Origin of the sequence: Paenibacillus sp. FSL R5-192, assembly GCF_000517845.1 — a bacterium.
GTDB lineage: Bacteria > Bacillota > Bacilli > Paenibacillales > Paenibacillaceae > Paenibacillus > Paenibacillus amylolyticus.
Genome location: NZ_ASPR01000079.1, coordinates 82,617 through 98,083, shown reverse-complemented (window position 1 = coordinate 98,083; position 15,467 = coordinate 82,617). Strand labels below are relative to the sequence as shown.

Below are 15,467 nucleotides of genomic sequence, written 5' to 3'. Positions count from 1 at the left end.
AACTATTGGGTGATGCAATTAAAATTCAAATTGTACGTCGCTCAGACGACGTTTGATCTCAGCAATAACACGTTTCTCTTCCTCTTCACCCTTCGCTTCAAAGGTTACGGAGAAACGAACAAAGTTACCGGCATCATCCCAAGGTACAGATGAAATCAATTTCTCACGGATCAGGAATTGGGAGAAATCTTCGCCGGATTCGAAACGACGTCCACCAACCACACCTTTTGGTGCTTCAACATACAGGAAGAATGAACCTTTAGGTTTTTCAGCCTGGAAGCCCAGTTCGTTCAATGCGGCAACGAGCATGTCGTGACGACGGGAATATTTCTCTGCAATTTTTTCCGTAATTTCAGGGTGATTCAAGCCATAAGCAGCTGCCTTTTGAATCGCGATGAACTGACCGGAGTCATTGTTGTCCTTCACGTCGCTGAATGCTTTGACTACAAGCGGGTTACCCGCTACGAATCCGATTCTCCAACCCGTCATGTTGTAGGACTTGGATAGAGAGTGCAGCTCTACACCGACATCCTTCGCTCCAGGTACCGACAGGAAGCTGAACGGTTTTTTGCCATCATACGTCAATGCTGCGTATGGAGCATCATGTACAACCACAACATTGTATTTCTTAGCCCACTCCACAACTTCAGTGAAGAACTCTACCGTCGCGCTTGCGCCTGTTGGGTTGTTCGGGTAGTTCAGGTAGAGCAACTTCGCACGTTTTGCGATGTCTTCCGGAATCGCCGTCAGATCAGGCAGGAAGTTGTTCTCTTTCGTCAATTGAATGTTGAACACTTCTCCACCCAGATACTTCGTATGTGTACCCATAACCGGGTAACCTGGAACCGTCATGATGGTCACATCACCCGGATTGATGAAGCATGAAGGCATCATCGCCAAAGCCGGTTTGGAACCAATGGAGTGCACGATTTCAGTATCTGCATCGATACCTTCTACGTTAAATACGTTTTTCAGGTAAGAAGCAGCAGCAGCCTTGAATTCAGGAATACCATTGTCGGCATAACCACGGTTCTCAGGTCTGGAAGCTTCTTCTGCGAGTGCAGCTACAATGCCTGCATCCGCCATTTCGTCCGGTTCACCTACACCAAGGTCGATCAGTTCCACATCGGGAAAATCTTTTTTGGCCGAAGCTTTGGCACGTTTGATTTTCTCGAATTTATAAATGTTCGTGTCTTTACCATAGTTGGAGCCACCGATACGGTCGGCAAAATTAGTCTGAATGTAAGTTTCTTGATATTTATCGATACTCATAACGTTGTTCATCTCCTCATTTGACGCAAATTTCTACACTTTAATATGAAGCATTTGCGTGATCAAAGCCATGGACAAAGTATCCGAACATTTGTACTTTCTTGGAACTGTTAACGACTGCGTAGCGAGGCAAGCACGTCTTCCATATCTTGCGGAATCGGAGCTGAAAATTCAAGGTATTCTCCCGTTGTTGGATGCACAAATCCAAGAATGGCCGCATGAAGAGCCTGTCCTTGCATTTTGATGCCTTTATTCCGTCCATAAGTTGGATCTCCTACAAGCGGGTGACCGATAAATTTCATGTGAACCCGGATCTGGTGGGTACGTCCTGTCTCCAGTTTCAAATCCAGCAAAGTATAGTCATTAATGCGCTCTGAAACGGTAAAATGCGTAACGGCATGTTTACTGTTGCGTTCCGTGACTGTATACATTTTGCGGTCATTGGTATCTCGTCCAATCGGTGCATCAACGGTCCCTTGATCATGATTAAGATGACCATGAACGAGCGCAATATACCGTCGGTTCACCGTATGGTCCTTCAACTGAGCAGCCAGTGATGCATGGGCACGATCGTTCTTGGCAGCCATGATCAAGCCTGATGTATCCTTATCGATACGATGCACAATACCCGGGCGCAACTCTCCATTGATACCCGAAAGGTCTTTGCAGTGGTGCATGAGTGCATTGACGAGTGTGCCAGACGTATGTCCTGGTGCTGGATGCACCACAAGACCACGCTGTTTGTTAATCACGATCAGGTCGCTGTCTTCATATACCACTTCCAGCGGAATATCTTCGGCAATGATCTCAACGGCAGCCGGTTCAGGAATCTGTAGTTCAATCAGATCCCCTTCGGATAACTTGGCATTGGCTTTGACTACAGCACCATTTACCGTAACCATTCCGTCTCCGATCCACAATTGAACTTGGGAGCGAGATACGTTATCCACAGCTTCCGTAATATATTTGTCAATTCGTTCTTTTTTATGTTCAGCGGCAACGGTCCATTCCATACGTTCATTGCCATTCATTAGTTCTTCGTCGTTAATCTGTTCCTTATTCGGATTACTCATGATGTTCATTCCCTTCAATCTTCGCGGCTGCTTTTTCGCGCCGTCCTTCAAGCAATGTCTCCACTATGATCAACCCTACACCGATGCAGATTGCCGAATCGGCGATGTTAAAAATGGGAAACGTATAACTCCCAAAATTAAGTTGTACAAAATCTACAACTTCTCCGGTCAATGCCCGGTCAAGGAAGTTGCCAATTGCTCCACCAAGCACCAAACTAAGCGCCACAGGCAGCAATTTGTGCGGAGTATCTTTTACCTTTTGCAAATACCAAATCAAGGCAACGACCACAATCAACGTAACCACAATAAAGAACCAACGCTGGTCTTGCAGAATGCCAAAAGCTGCTCCTGAGTTACGATGTGATGTGATGACAAAGAAATTGCCGATGACCGGAATTTCTTCTCTGAGTTCCATCCGGGTTGCAATCAGATACTTGGTTCCCTGATCCAATAAAAATACGATAAAAGCGAGGATATAATACACCACGTTTGTTTGTCACTCCGTTCTTGTCTTTTCCAAACGATACCAGGCTTACGCCAGACTTGTTTATTGTAGCACAGCTGTTTGGAAATCGTCCACGACGCGCTACATCGCAATGCTTATGGCAAAAACGATAACATTTCCCTTCTGTAATCTTGCCCTCAATAGCACATCCTACAATAGAGTCAAAATCCGGATTCCAGCATGAAAGCAGAAAGGGGAAAATCATGTCACACTTTACTAACGAACAACTACAATTTTTACGTTCCCAACTGATAACCGATAAGCGAGATATTGAACATAGACTGTCGGAGAACGAACATTATGGCCTTGGTGACTCCCTTAAACTACAGACAGGTGAATTATCACCAATTGATAACCATCCTGGCGACATAGCTACGGAGGTGTATGAACGCGAGAAAGATATTTCCCTGCTGGAACATGATGAATTCCAATTGGAACGAATCGATTCTGCACTGCACTCCATCGAAGAAGGACATTACGGTACATGTGCGGTCTGCCAGCAACCCATCCCTTATGAACGCATGGAAGCTGTTCCCTACACCAAATACTGCAAAAAACATCAACCGGAAACCGTTGTCTCTGAGAACCGTCCTGTAGAGGAAGAATTCCTCGCCCCGGCATTTGGTCGAACCAGTCTGGACGAGCGTGATGATCAAAATGGCTTCGATGGTGAAGACACTTGGCAGATTGTTGAAAGCTGGGGCACATCGAACTCACCAGCCATGGCTGAAGGACGCGATATCGACAGCTATGATGTTATGGCGATTGAAGCCACCGATGAAGTGGAAGGCTGCGTTGAAGCGTACGAAAGCTTTGTTGCCACGGACATCTATGGTCATGACGTCTCCATCGTGCGCAATCGGCAATATCGCCAGTACCTGGAGAACCGTGAGGGCGAGGGTCTGTTAGAACCGGATATGGAGACGGATGACATTTACTAAAAGCACTTTGATATCCTTCACCTTTAATCACTGCTCATCGCTTAGTATGTGTTCATATCAAGCTGGCGCTGGACAATGCGTACAATATCAGCGATGTAATCTCCAACAATGGGAAGATTGAGCGCCCCAAGTAGCTGCAAAACGTAAATAATCGTTGCTGCGAAAAAGGTAAACCCAATCGCAATCCCCACACCTCGTGCGGCTCCAGACAACAGGTTCAATCCGATCAATTTCCATGGTCTGTTCAGCAATTCTGTGTATTGCGCTATTCGTGAACGTTCCAGTTCATTCGCCAGACGGTTCGTCAGGGTATGTAACTCTTCAATTTTGTCATGGGAATTGAGATTATCTGATGTTGGTTGTTGTGAAGTGGATGCGGTTTGCTTGTCATGTTCGCTCATGTTTTGGTCAGTTCCTTTGATCAATATAGATTGACTGCACTATAGAATCATTGCCTTATTGCCTAAAAAACAAACGAGCCCAGATACAGGGAATATGTCCCTGCCTCTGCGGCTCGTTTATTTATATCCTATATTCTGTCCTTGTTGAATATTACATAATCCAAATTATGCTTCGATGTATATACCGATCGATTTGCCTCCGGCTTCAACACGTTCCATGGCCTCATTTGTGCCAAATGTCACTTCGGTTACGAGAACATTTTCACGCAACACATCATCAAACGCCTGAATAGCTTCCTGAAGGGATGCATCCACATCCAGTGTCAAACGTACTCTTTTCTCAATTGGCAGGTCCAGTCGTTTCCGGGTATCCTGCACAGCACGAACCACTTCACGGACCCAACCTTCCTGTTCCAATGCAGGCGTGATTTCGGTATTGAGTGCAACCGTCAGACCGTAACCTGATGCTGAAGCAAAACCTGATTTGGCCTGTTTATCAACCAATAATTCTTCGCTCGTCACTTGCAGCTCTTCGCCTTCCGGAGAAACGATGTTCAGCACACCCTCCGAAACCACTTTACGCGTCTCATCAGCCGACATTCCCTTGAAGAAGTTTTGCAAGAATCCTACGTTTTTACCGTATTTCTTACCTGCAACTTTCAGGTTCAGCTTCAATGTAAAGTCAACGAATTCCGCATCATTATGCTCCGTACGGATTCCTTTTACATTGATCTCTTCCTTGATGATCTCTTCATAACTTGTCAGGTCAAAGCCTTTATCCAGGGAAACGATCAATTCGGACAGCGGCTGACGTGTCTTGATGCCTGTTTCGTTACGAACGTTACGGGCAAGTTCAACCACGCGGCGAGCCGTCTCCATATCCTGTTCCAGTCCTGCATCAATCAGCGCTTCGTTAGCTACCGGATAGTCTTCCATGTGCACACTCTCGCCTGTTGCAAGGTTCAGATAGATGTCTTCTGCCAGCATCGGTGTGAACGGAGCAACCAACTTCGCGGTAGTCACCAGTACCTCAGTCAATGTACGGTAAGCGTCCAGTTTATCCTCTGTCAGCCCACTTCCCCAGAACCGGTCACGGGAACGACGGATGTACCAGTTACTCAACTCATCAACAAATGCTTCAATCGCTTTGGAGGAGTTCAGATAATCGTTAACCAGCAATGCTTTTTCTACAACCAGGATCAGACTGTTCAGTCTCGACAGAATCCAGCGATCCAGCTTGTGTGCGGACAGTTGGAACGGGTGCTCCTGTGGATCAAATCCATCAATGGTAGCATAAAGCGTCAGGAATGCATGGGTGTTGACCAGCGTATCCACCATTTTGGATTTTGCTTCGCCTACGATACCTTTGGAGAAACGTTTGCTGTTCCACGGTGCACTGTCAGACAACAAAGCCCAGCGGAATGCATCTGTACCGTATTCTTCAATTACTTCCCAAGGATCGATAACGTTACCTTTGGATTTGGACATCTTCTGTCCGTTCTCGTCAAGAACGTGTCCTGTAGCCATAACCGCTTTGTAAGGCGCTTTGCCTGTCAAAAGGGTGGAAACCGCCAGCAAGCTGTAGAACCAGCCACGTGTCTGGTCAATCCCTTCACAGATCATATCCGCAGGGTACTGCTGTTCGAATACTTCTTTATTTTCAAATGGATAGTGCTGCTGGGCAAACGGCATGGAGCCGCTGTCGAACCAGACATCGATCACTTCCGGTGTACGTTTCATCTCATATTTGCCACAAGAGCTCATGACTTTAACGTCATCCACATATGGTTTATGCAATTCAAGATTCTCTGGCACATCACCTACCGCACGAGCACGCAATTCTGCAATGCTGTGTGGTGCAAATTGTTCGCCAGTCTCCTCACACACCCAGATGTTCAGCGGAGTTCCCCAATAACGATCACGGCTGATATTCCAATCCACCAGATCCTCAAGGAATTTCCCGAAGCGACCTTCACGAACGTGACCTGGGTACCAATCCACTTCACTGTTGTTGGCAATCAATTGGTCCTTGATGGCTGTTGTTTGGATAAACCAGCTGTCCATCGCATAGTACAGAAGCGGTGTATCACAACGCCAGCAGAATGGATAGCTGTGCTCATATTTTTCTTTGCTGAACAAACGTCCATGCTCAGACAGATATCGCACGATATCAATATCACAATCCTTCACAAAACGTCCGGCAAAGTCAGTAACCTCAGCGACAAATTTACCTTCCAAGTCCACCATGTTCACAAAGCTGATCCCATTCTCACGGCATACACGGTAGTCATCTTCACCATGGGCAGGAGCCATGTGTACGATACCCGTACCACTTGCATCCGTTACAAAGCTTGCACCCAGAATGATATTGGCTTTCTCAGCCTGTACGTAGTTGAACGGAGGATCATACGTTTTGCCAACCAGATCGGCACCTTTCAGTGCACCGATGATCTCATACTCACCCTTGGTATCTTTCATTACTTTTTCAACCAGATTGGTTGCCATGATGTACACTTCATCACCTTGACGAACACGGGAGTAGTCCATATCCGGATTCACGGCAAGTGCAACGTGTGAAGGCAGTGTCCAAGGTGTTGTCGTCCAAGCCAGTACAAATTCTCCGCTGTCATTCAGTTTGAATTTCGCTGTAGCGCTTAGGTCTTTGACGTCTTTGTACCCTTGTGCAACTTCATGGGAACTCAGTGTTGTCTGACAAGAAGGACAATACGGGCTCACACGGTGACCACGATACAACAGGCCTTTCTCATGAATTGTCGCCAGGATGTTCCATACACTCTCGATATAGTTGTTATCAAGGGTGATATACGGGTTATTCATATCCGTCCAATATCCGATGCCTTCTGTCAGATCACGCCATTGTTGCTCGTATTCGAATACGCTCGCTTTACATTCGTTAATGAATTTCTCCACGCCGTAATCTTCGATTTCCCACTTGTGGGAGATACCAAGCTTTTTCTGTACACCCAGTTCTACAGGCAGACCATGTGTATCCCAGCCTGCTTTACGAACGACACGGTAACCCTTCATCGTGTTATACCGTCCAACAAAATCCTTGATTACCCGTCCCAGTACGTGACCGATATGCGGTTTACCGTTTGCTGTAGGCGGCCCTTCATAAAATACGAAGTTTGGCTTGCCCTCCCGGTTTTCGATGGATCTTTTGAATGTATTCTCCGTTTTCCATTTATCTAACACGCGTAATTCTCTAGCACGTGCCTTCTCTTTGACGTCAACTCGTTGCATGATGATTATCTTCCCTTTCTTTGGTTGGATTGTGGACCGTCCACAAAAAGCGTTTCAATCCCCCTAAATCCCCCTTGCCAAGGGGGACCCCATAGGCGCTCCGCCCTCTGGACACCCGGGATGGGTTGTTGTTGGGGGAACGGTGGCGCTTATGGGCGAGGGTTAATGTGCGTGATGGCGGCCATTTTGCGGTTGTTCCCTGCGTGAACGCCGCATGGCCTTACCACGAGGCGGGTGTTGCCGGGTGCTTCGCTTTCCCGGCGGGGAGGCTCTCTCCTTGAGGTCCCTTCGGGCCTCATGGGCGTTCGCCTTTTTTGGACACAAAAAAGCCCCGTCCCTGGAAAGGGACGAGGCTATACTCGCGTTACCACCCTAATTCTGTTCATCACAAACCACATCCAGGCAAGCCTGGGTATGCTCTGTCATCAACAGCGCTTATGCCCCGCTATACTACCGCAGGGTGCCGTTATAACGTACGGCTTACGGTTCGGCTTACACACGGCAATCAAGATCACCGCTTCAGCGTCACTTCTCCGGGGAGATATTCGGCTATAACTCATCCATTGGTTTGCACCAACCACCAACTCTCTGAGGGATGAGATCATAACGTACTGAACCCGTCATGGAATCACTATTCATTATGAATATAGTTATAGCCTCTTTGCAGACAAAAGTCAACCAGGCGACAGACTAATAAATTTCTTTCATCTCCCGCTCACGGTCACGCACTTCCTGCTCCCGGCTCTCCAGCACTTCCCAACCATCCTGAGTCAACAGTTCAAGCTGCGCTTCAACAAGCGTGCGGAAACGGGCACGGTAAATCGAGGCCTGCTTTTTCAGTTCTTCCACTTCCAAAGCAATTTTGCGAGATTTGCCCAACGATTCGTTCACGATCCGGTCTGCATTTTTCTCTGCTTCCTTCACGATCAACTGCGCTTCTTTCTTCGCATTACCCTTCACATCATCAGCAGCTTCCTGCGCAATGATGATCGTTTTGCTAAGCGTCTCTTCAATTGTAGAAAAATGATCCAGTTTCTCCTGAACGGACAGCAACTGATTGCTCAGCTCTTTGTTCTCGCGAATGACGCCTTCGTAATCTTTGATGACTTGATCCAGGAATTCATTGACTTCATCCTCGTCATACCCGCGCAAACGTCGGGAAAATTCCTTGTTGTGTATGTCCAGCGGCGTTAATGGCATGCTGTCCACCTCCTGTTAAAGTTCCTTCCCGTCCAGAGAAGGTTTGCAGCATATGGGTACCACCCAAGGGGCCGTATCGTTGATGCCTAACCTTGGCAACGTATACGGAATGCAGGATCAGAATTGCATCCTCCAACGTTCATGTAAAGCTTTGACTTAATGTTTATCGGATACACCGCGTATTTTCTACACCTTTATGATAAACATTTCGACAAGAAAGCGGATTTTCCTGCAACAGACTCAGGCAAATTTGCCGATTTTCACTCGGCAACGCCCTTTTTTGGTCATCCCATCCTGTTCCATAACCTTGAAGCGGCCAAATCCCTGAATGGATACGACATCACCCGCTTTTAGCGACTTGGAGGGATCTTCCTCAACTTTCCAGTTCACACGGCAGCGACCAGCTTTGATCGGAGCCAGCACTTTACTGCGACTAAGCCGATACACATCTGCGCAGATTCCATCCAAACGAAGCGAAGCGACCGTAATGTCCATCGTCTCCAGTTTACTCTCTGACCATCGCATCTGATCCAAAGGAAGTAACTCTGTGAACACATGTAACCGATGCACCTGATTCAGTTGAAGCGATAAAAAAGCGCCGGTTTCCGCCGCCACCACTGTATGGCAACCGTCCTCCAGCACTTGGATATCCCCGATCTTTCCACGTTTCATCCCAAGCCCGAGCAGGGAACCCATATAGTCCCCATGCTCCAGCTCCGAGATTTTCTGATCATCAGACGTAATACTGAGCACCTGCATACCCATATCCTCATCATCCAGATACATATAATCAGGTGCAACCAGCGCACGCTTGCGTTCAGCAGCCTCGTAACCACCATCCAGACGAATCTGAACGTCGTTACGGCGATTGGCAAGAGTCTGTAAGATAAAAACCTGTCTTGGATCAAGAAAGTCAGTTAGCTTCATGTCATGATACTTACCCGCCTGCTCAACCCAATCCGAAGCCTTATCTACAAAATCCCGCTCATCATGGCTAAAATGTTCGTAAATTTCACCGCTCATCTATGTCACCCTACCCTAATATGCAAAATACCGAAGTATGGAGATCAGCCCATTAAGCGCAAGTTGCAGAACAATCAGCGCCACAATCGGGGAAATATCCAGCACACCGAACAAAGGCGGTATAAATCGGCGAAACGGTCTTAGATATGGTTCCACTAATTTGCCCAGCCATTCACCGATGAAGCTTTCCCGCGCATTGGGAAGCCAAGACATCAATATGTAGACAATGACCATGTAAAAGTAAATCTGGTATAACGTGTACAACACGCTTTCAATCTGATACAAAAGTGGCTCACCTCATTCTGTTATAATCTTGCTCGCTGTCAGCCAGTATTTCCGTAATTGATCCCTGAATTTCAACCGTATCTGGCGTACAGAGAAAAATGTTTCCGCCGATTTTGGAAATACCGCCACCCAATGCATATACCGTGCCACTCAGAAAATCAATAACGCGCAACGCTTGGTCCTGGCGAATTCGTTGCAAGTTCACCACAACGGTACGATGCGAACGCAGATGGTCGGCAATTTCCTGAGCCTCGTCATAAGAACGCGGTTCATACAGGACAACTTTAACATTTTTCTGGGAATGAATGCTCACCACATTATTCCCCCTTTGGTTTCTACGTTTATCGAGACTGGAGGTTTCAGCTTCCTGATGTTCAGCCTCATTTTCCTCCTGCGCAGCCATTCGTTCACGTTCCACAATCTCTTCCTCTTCCTGAAGTCCGAGGAAATTCATAAATTTATTCATTACGCCCATCGTGAACCCTCCTCTTTTCCTACGAGAATCGATCCTAGCCGTACCCAGGTTGCACCTTCTTCAATGGCCACTTCAAAATCATTGGACATCCCCATCGACAGCTCAGTCAATGGCTCTGCTGTAAGGGCTTGTCCATTCAATTGATCTCTCAGCTCACGCAATCCACGAAATACGGGACGCGTCAGCTCCGGATCTTCCTCATGAGGTGCCATAGTCATTAGGCCAACGACCTTGAGATTGTTGAACGAACGAATATCACGCAAAAAAGAACTTGCCTGTTCAGGCTGTAATCCATACTTGCTCTCTTCACCCGAAATATTCACCTGCAAAAACGTTTCCACTTGGATGCCAAGTGAGGCTGCTTTTTTATCCAACTCCTTCGCCAATGACAAACGATCCAGTGAATGTATGTAACGAAACTTGCCAATCACGTCTTTCACCTTGTTTGTCTGCAAATGACCGATAAAGTGCCAGGTACCCTGCTGACCAAAAGCTTCCCATTTGGCCTGTGCATCCTGCCACCGGTTTTCTCCAATATGCTCAAGACCATGATCCAGCACCGATCCCGTTGTTTCAAGTGAGACATATTTCGTGACCGCAATCACATTCACATCATCACGATGACGGTTACTGCGCCGACATGCATCCTCGATCTTCTGATTTACCTGTTGTATACGCTCCTCCAATGACACAGAGGGTCACCTCTCTTCCAGCCCAATCCAGCTCGCCATCCGCCCTGTAACACCATTTTCCTTCCGATAGGAGAAAAATAGTTCGGGATGACAACTTGTACACCATGTTGTACATTCGATATGATCCGGCATTATTCCTGCTTTCATCATAATGTGTCGATTACATTCTTTCAAGTTTAACATCGTTTTACCGTTATTCACGGCTCGATATGCTTGTTTAGAAGCAGAATCCTTGTATTTATCATTAACCGGGGAATCATCAAACCAAACCCGTACATGCTGCATGACCGCCTCATCCACTTCATAACAGCAATCTCCAATCGACGGACCGATTGCAGCTCGAATGTCCTGCCTACGGCTGCCATACTTCCGTTCCATCGTCTCCACCATGGATACAGCGATACCCGCGACTGTACCTTTCCAGCCGGCATGAGCAAGACCTACCGCCTGCTGCACAGGGTCATAGAAATAAAGCGGAACACAGTCAGCGTAGAAAGAAGTCAGCAGCACACCAGGCACATTCGTGACCAATCCATCCGTATCCTGCAACGCAGATTGACGATCAAGTAATCCTCTGCTCCGATCTTCAGCGGTAATTACAGCTACATGTTTGCCATGCACCTGCTCTCCACAGGTCCATGCTTCTGCTGCAAAGCCAAGCTTCTCGGTTACAAGCCTGCGGTTGTTAAGTACAACTTCAGGGTCATCCCCCACATGATAAGCACAATTGAGCGTAGCATACGGAACTTTTCCAACTCCACCATGCCTCGTCGTAAACCCGACTGACAACTGTTCAAATTGCTGTGACCAGGGCTCAACATATAATAATAACGGATCAGGACCGAAATCTGAATTTGGGTTCTTGGTCCGTTCATGTAATTCTTTATCCAATACAAAGGATTCCATTATCTCACCTCACCACTTCCAGTGTACCAAATGAGCCACATTCTGTCTCATTTATATCGTTCGACGCTGATTACGTTCCGACCGTTCAATGCGTTCCACTCGCTCTGTGCGGTTATGCTGCTGTTCATCATACAGGCGCGCTTCGCGATCACGCTCGTCATACGTATTTTCCTTCACCTCATCCATCTTCACCAGTATTACATCTGAACCAATCTTCACAATGTTTCTCCATGGAATCACCAGATCCGTTCCCCCGCCAAAAAGACCCATAAAACGGCTGTACCCTGGCACAACAATCGCTTCAATTCGTCCCTGCTTCAGATCCAGCTCCAAATCACTGATCTGACCGAGGCGTTTACCATCCGTAATGTTAATGACATCCTTTGTCTGAAAGTCCGAGATTTTCATGCCTCGTGCCGCTACTTCGCTCGTATTTACTTTCATTCATTCCCGCCCCCTGTTATTCCTCTTCTGCCCGTTCTTCACGCTTCTATACAATATATGTTTCAGGGGCGAAAAATGTCCTGTTTTTCATCGAATGTGGAAACGGTCCAAAACAAAAAGACGACCAACGGTATACACTGCCCCGATTGATCGTCCTTCTGCCTTTGCATCGTGTTATGACTTTACATGTTTTTGCATCTGCTGTATCGCTGATTTCTCCAGACGTGATACCTGAGCCTGGGAAATGCCAATTTCATCAGCCACTTCCATCTGGGTTTTCCCTTCGAAAAACCGCATCGACAGAATCATTTTTTCCCGCTGACCAAGACGATGCATCGCTTCACGGAGTGCAATTTCCTCGATCCATGACACATCTTTGTTTCTGTCATCGCTGATCTGATCCATAACATAGATCGGATCTCCACCATCATGATAAATCGGTTCGAAGAGCGAGACCGGGTCCTGAATGGCGTCCAATGCAAAAACAACATCTTCCTTCGGCACATTCAGTACTTCCGCAATTTCGAATATCGTCGGTTCCCGGGAATTTTTATTCGTCAGGCTGTCACGGACCTGAAGTGCTTTGTAAGCAATGTCCCTCAAGGAGCGAGATACCCGAATTGGGTTATTATCACGCAGGTATCGACGGATTTCACCGATAATCATCGGCACCGCGTAGGTTGAAAATTTGACATTCTGGGATAAATCAAAATTATCAATGGCTTTCATCAGGCCGATGCAACCAACCTGGAACAGATCATCGACAAACTCCCCCCGATTGTTAAAACGCTGAATGACACTGAGTACCAGACGCAGGTTGCCATTCACTAATTTCTCTCTTGCTGAGCGATCATGGTGTTGCTGAAGGGAATGAAACAATTCCCGCATTTCAGTGTTGGTGAGGACAGGCAATTTTGCGGTGTCCACGCCACAAATCTCGACTTTGTTTCGGGTCATCGTGATTTACCTCCCAAGGAGAAACATTAATGTACATTATCTCCGGGGCAGGCTTTTTTATTCGTACTTGGCACCCTTGCCAGTAATACCCATTCTGACCAATGATGTATTTCAGACCATTTTATTGAACTCCTTGCGAAGTCTTTTAATGATTCTTTTTTCGAGTCGAGAGATGTAGGATTGGGAGATTCCGAGGAGATCAGCTACATCTTTTTGTGTCTTTTCTTCCCCATCCGTCAGGCCAAAACGAAGCTCCATAATCATTCGCTCGCGCTCCGTTAATTTTTCCAGTGCCTTGTGCAAAAGTTTCCGGTCTACCTGCTCTTCAATATTCCGATAGATTGTATCGTTTTCTGTACCCAATACATCGGATAATAATAGTTCATTTCCATCCCAATCAATGTTGAGCGGTTCATCAAAAGAAACTTCAGTTCGGATCTTACTATTACGTCTCAGGTACATCAAAATTTCATTTTCGATACAACGTGAAGCATAGGTTGCCAGTTTGATTTTCTTTTCCGGGTCAAATGTATTAACTGCCTTAATCAATCCGATAGCTCCAATGGAGACCAAATCCTCAATATTGATTCCTGTGTTTTCAAACTTTCGTGCAATGTACACCACCAGACGCAGGTTGCGCTCAATGAGCATCGCGCGAATGGCCGAGTCTCCCGAGGATAATTTTTGCAGCAAAAATTCTTCCTCTTCCCTTGTCAAAGGCGGCGGAAGTGCCTCACTTCCCCCAATATAATAAATCTCTTCACTTTTGAGTCCCAACAAAAATAACAGACGGTAATATTGCAGCTGCGCCACCAGTTTCCATTTCACAAGCATGTACGTTCCTCCTATACCACATTCAGCGGCTTTTCTGTTGCTCCCGCAGAGAGAGCCGTAGACTGCGCAGAAGCAGCGTCTTGCACAAGTTCAGGATGAATCACGGCCTGGTATTTCCCATCCGACGACAAAACACCTCCATCCAGCCCAATAAGTACCCTTGTCGTCTCATAACATGTTTCCTCCATCGTCACCTTCACCCGGTCCGGCTTTATTGCCAGCATAAACGCAGTCCCTTTGTTAATGCCCCGATAAGGCACCAGCCGCAGTCGATCCTGCCACTGAAAACTTTCCTGATCAAGCTCCAGAATAAGGTTGTCCGGCGCCTCGTCCTTGAGTCTACCCTTCCATGAAGCGGGTAACATGTCTTGCCATAACGAAACCTCCATCACCATGACCGGCATGCGCGATAAGGGATCTGTAAGTTGATTGCCCGTATCCAGAAGGCCTGTACAAGAAATGACTACCTCATCGATGCAGACCTCAACTTTACCCAAATAGGTCGTCATGCGATCCGTTTTCCGTTTTGAGCTCTGCACAGCTTTGAATAAAAACAGGACAGAAAAAAATACGATAAACGTGAACCAGAAAGCAATTTTCAGATCAAATGACATACCGCCAGAAGCCGTGAACCAAATGCCGTTAAACAACTCACCGGAGCTCTGAAGCATGTAATGCACACCCAGAATACCTCCGGCAGCGACAAAATTAATCACATAGAAGGTACCGAGCGTCCTCGCAAAAGCCTGCAGACCTTTAAAACCAAAAGCAATCGTAAGCATGACCAGCGAAAACCCGAACTTGATCAGAAAGGTGAACATAAAATCAAACTCCGGTACAAACATCATGACCACGTATAATGCACCCACAATGGCTGACAGCAACCATCGCCACCAAACCAGCTTTGTCTTGCGCATCCAGGCGGTCATTCCGATGAGTGCACCGTCAATACACAGGTTTGTCAAAAAAATCAGATCCACATAAACAACCAAAGTCTTCACCTGCCTGCGCGCAACATATCGAAATACCGGTACCCGATATCCTGATATTCATGAGCATATTCACAAGTATACGGAGCCCCCTGTTCAAAGTCTGTCTAATCATGGGGGTGTGGTTCCAACTTTTTTTGTCGGAATTGCTCAGGCTCTTTGTTCAGAATTTGTTCATTGCTGTATGCTATGATATCTAAATAAAC

Annotated in this window: 16 protein-coding genes and 1 other annotated feature; of the genes, 1 reads left to right on the top strand and 15 read right to left on the bottom strand. The window is 46.7% G+C overall.

Annotated features, from left to right (window positions below; all coding sequences use genetic code 11):
* Nucleotides 1-18: 18 nt before the first annotated feature.
* From C161_RS30000 to lspA, 3 genes are all read right to left on the bottom strand, one after another.
* Nucleotides 19-1,272 carry an LL-diaminopimelate aminotransferase gene (locus C161_RS30000; RefSeq protein WP_036674844.1) on the bottom strand — a complete coding sequence of 418 codons (1,254 nt, stop codon included), beginning with the start codon at nucleotides 1,270-1,272 and terminating at the stop codon, nucleotides 19-21.
* Between the two features lie 110 nt (nucleotides 1,273-1,382).
* Nucleotides 1,383-2,345 carry an RluA family pseudouridine synthase gene (locus C161_RS29995; protein ID WP_415841434.1) on the bottom strand — a complete coding sequence of 321 codons (963 nt, stop codon included), beginning with the start codon at nucleotides 2,343-2,345 and terminating at the stop codon, nucleotides 1,383-1,385.
* A complete protein-coding gene (gene lspA, locus C161_RS29990) occupies nucleotides 2,338-2,832 on the bottom strand; it encodes a signal peptidase II (RefSeq protein WP_017687321.1) in 495 nt (164 codons plus the stop codon). The genes C161_RS29995 and lspA overlap by 8 nt, the downstream gene beginning before the upstream one ends.
* 221 nt (nucleotides 2,833-3,053) lie before the next feature.
* Between lspA and C161_RS29985 the strand changes: the two genes are divergently transcribed.
* Nucleotides 3,054-3,791 (top strand): TraR/DksA C4-type zinc finger protein, encoded by a 738-nt coding sequence (locus tag C161_RS29985; protein WP_036674842.1) that lies wholly within the window; start codon nucleotides 3,054-3,056, stop codon nucleotides 3,789-3,791.
* A gap of 41 nt (nucleotides 3,792-3,832) precedes the next feature.
* Here C161_RS29985 and C161_RS29980 read toward each other — a convergent pair whose 3' ends face one another.
* From C161_RS29980 to spoIIGA, 12 genes are all read right to left on the bottom strand, one after another.
* The gene (locus tag C161_RS29980) at nucleotides 3,833-4,192 is read right to left on the bottom strand and encodes a DUF5665 domain-containing protein (RefSeq protein ID WP_036674841.1); all 360 of its coding nucleotides are present in this window, start codon (nucleotides 4,190-4,192) and stop codon (nucleotides 3,833-3,835) included.
* A 165-nt stretch (nucleotides 4,193-4,357) separates the two neighbouring features.
* A complete protein-coding gene (gene ileS / locus C161_RS29975; RefSeq protein ID WP_036674840.1) occupies nucleotides 4,358-7,456 on the bottom strand; it encodes an isoleucine--tRNA ligase in 3,099 nt (1,032 codons plus the stop codon).
* Nucleotides 7,457-7,796: 340 nt separating this feature from the next.
* Nucleotides 7,797-8,089: a binding site (T-box leader), on the bottom strand.
* A 57-nt stretch (nucleotides 8,090-8,146) separates the two neighbouring features.
* A complete protein-coding gene (locus C161_RS29970) occupies nucleotides 8,147-8,656 on the bottom strand; it encodes a DivIVA domain-containing protein (protein WP_017687316.1) in 510 nt (169 codons plus the stop codon).
* A gap of 240 nt (nucleotides 8,657-8,896) precedes the next feature.
* Nucleotides 8,897-9,679 carry a YlmH family RNA-binding protein gene (locus C161_RS29965; RefSeq protein ID WP_036614847.1) on the bottom strand — a complete coding sequence of 261 codons (783 nt, stop codon included), beginning with the start codon at nucleotides 9,677-9,679 and terminating at the stop codon, nucleotides 8,897-8,899.
* 15 nt (nucleotides 9,680-9,694) lie between these two features.
* Nucleotides 9,695-9,964 carry a YggT family protein gene (locus tag C161_RS29960; protein ID WP_036674839.1) on the bottom strand — a complete coding sequence of 90 codons (270 nt, stop codon included), beginning with the start codon at nucleotides 9,962-9,964 and terminating at the stop codon, nucleotides 9,695-9,697.
* A 7-nt stretch (nucleotides 9,965-9,971) separates the two neighbouring features.
* Nucleotides 9,972-10,439, bottom strand: a complete 468-nt coding sequence (locus tag C161_RS29955; RefSeq protein ID WP_036614853.1) for a cell division protein SepF — start codon at nucleotides 10,437-10,439, stop codon at nucleotides 9,972-9,974.
* Nucleotides 10,430-11,131: a YggS family pyridoxal phosphate-dependent enzyme gene (locus C161_RS29950; protein WP_036614854.1), complete on the bottom strand. Its 702-nt coding sequence runs from the start codon at nucleotides 11,129-11,131 to the stop codon at nucleotides 10,430-10,432. Before C161_RS29950 ends, C161_RS29955 begins: the two co-directional genes overlap by 10 nt.
* Nucleotides 11,132-11,137: 6 nt before the next feature.
* Nucleotides 11,138-12,037, bottom strand: a complete 900-nt coding sequence (gene pgeF / locus C161_RS29945) for a peptidoglycan editing factor PgeF (RefSeq protein WP_036674838.1) — start codon at nucleotides 12,035-12,037, stop codon at nucleotides 11,138-11,140.
* Between the two features lie 51 nt (nucleotides 12,038-12,088).
* Complete coding sequence (locus C161_RS29940) at nucleotides 12,089-12,481, bottom strand: YlmC/YmxH family sporulation protein (protein WP_017687310.1); 393 nt, start codon at nucleotides 12,479-12,481, stop codon at nucleotides 12,089-12,091.
* Between the two features lie 174 nt (nucleotides 12,482-12,655).
* Nucleotides 12,656-13,438: an RNA polymerase sporulation sigma factor SigG gene (gene sigG / locus C161_RS29935; RefSeq protein WP_017687309.1), complete on the bottom strand. Its 783-nt coding sequence runs from the start codon at nucleotides 13,436-13,438 to the stop codon at nucleotides 12,656-12,658.
* Between the two features lie 111 nt (nucleotides 13,439-13,549).
* Nucleotides 13,550-14,272, bottom strand: a complete 723-nt coding sequence (gene sigE / locus C161_RS29930; protein WP_017687308.1) for an RNA polymerase sporulation sigma factor SigE — start codon at nucleotides 14,270-14,272, stop codon at nucleotides 13,550-13,552.
* An 11-nt stretch (nucleotides 14,273-14,283) separates the two neighbouring features.
* Nucleotides 14,284-15,264 (bottom strand): sigma-E processing peptidase SpoIIGA, encoded by a 981-nt coding sequence (gene spoIIGA, locus C161_RS29925; RefSeq protein ID WP_036674837.1) that lies wholly within the window; start codon nucleotides 15,262-15,264, stop codon nucleotides 14,284-14,286.
* Nucleotides 15,265-15,467: the final 203 nt, after the last annotated feature.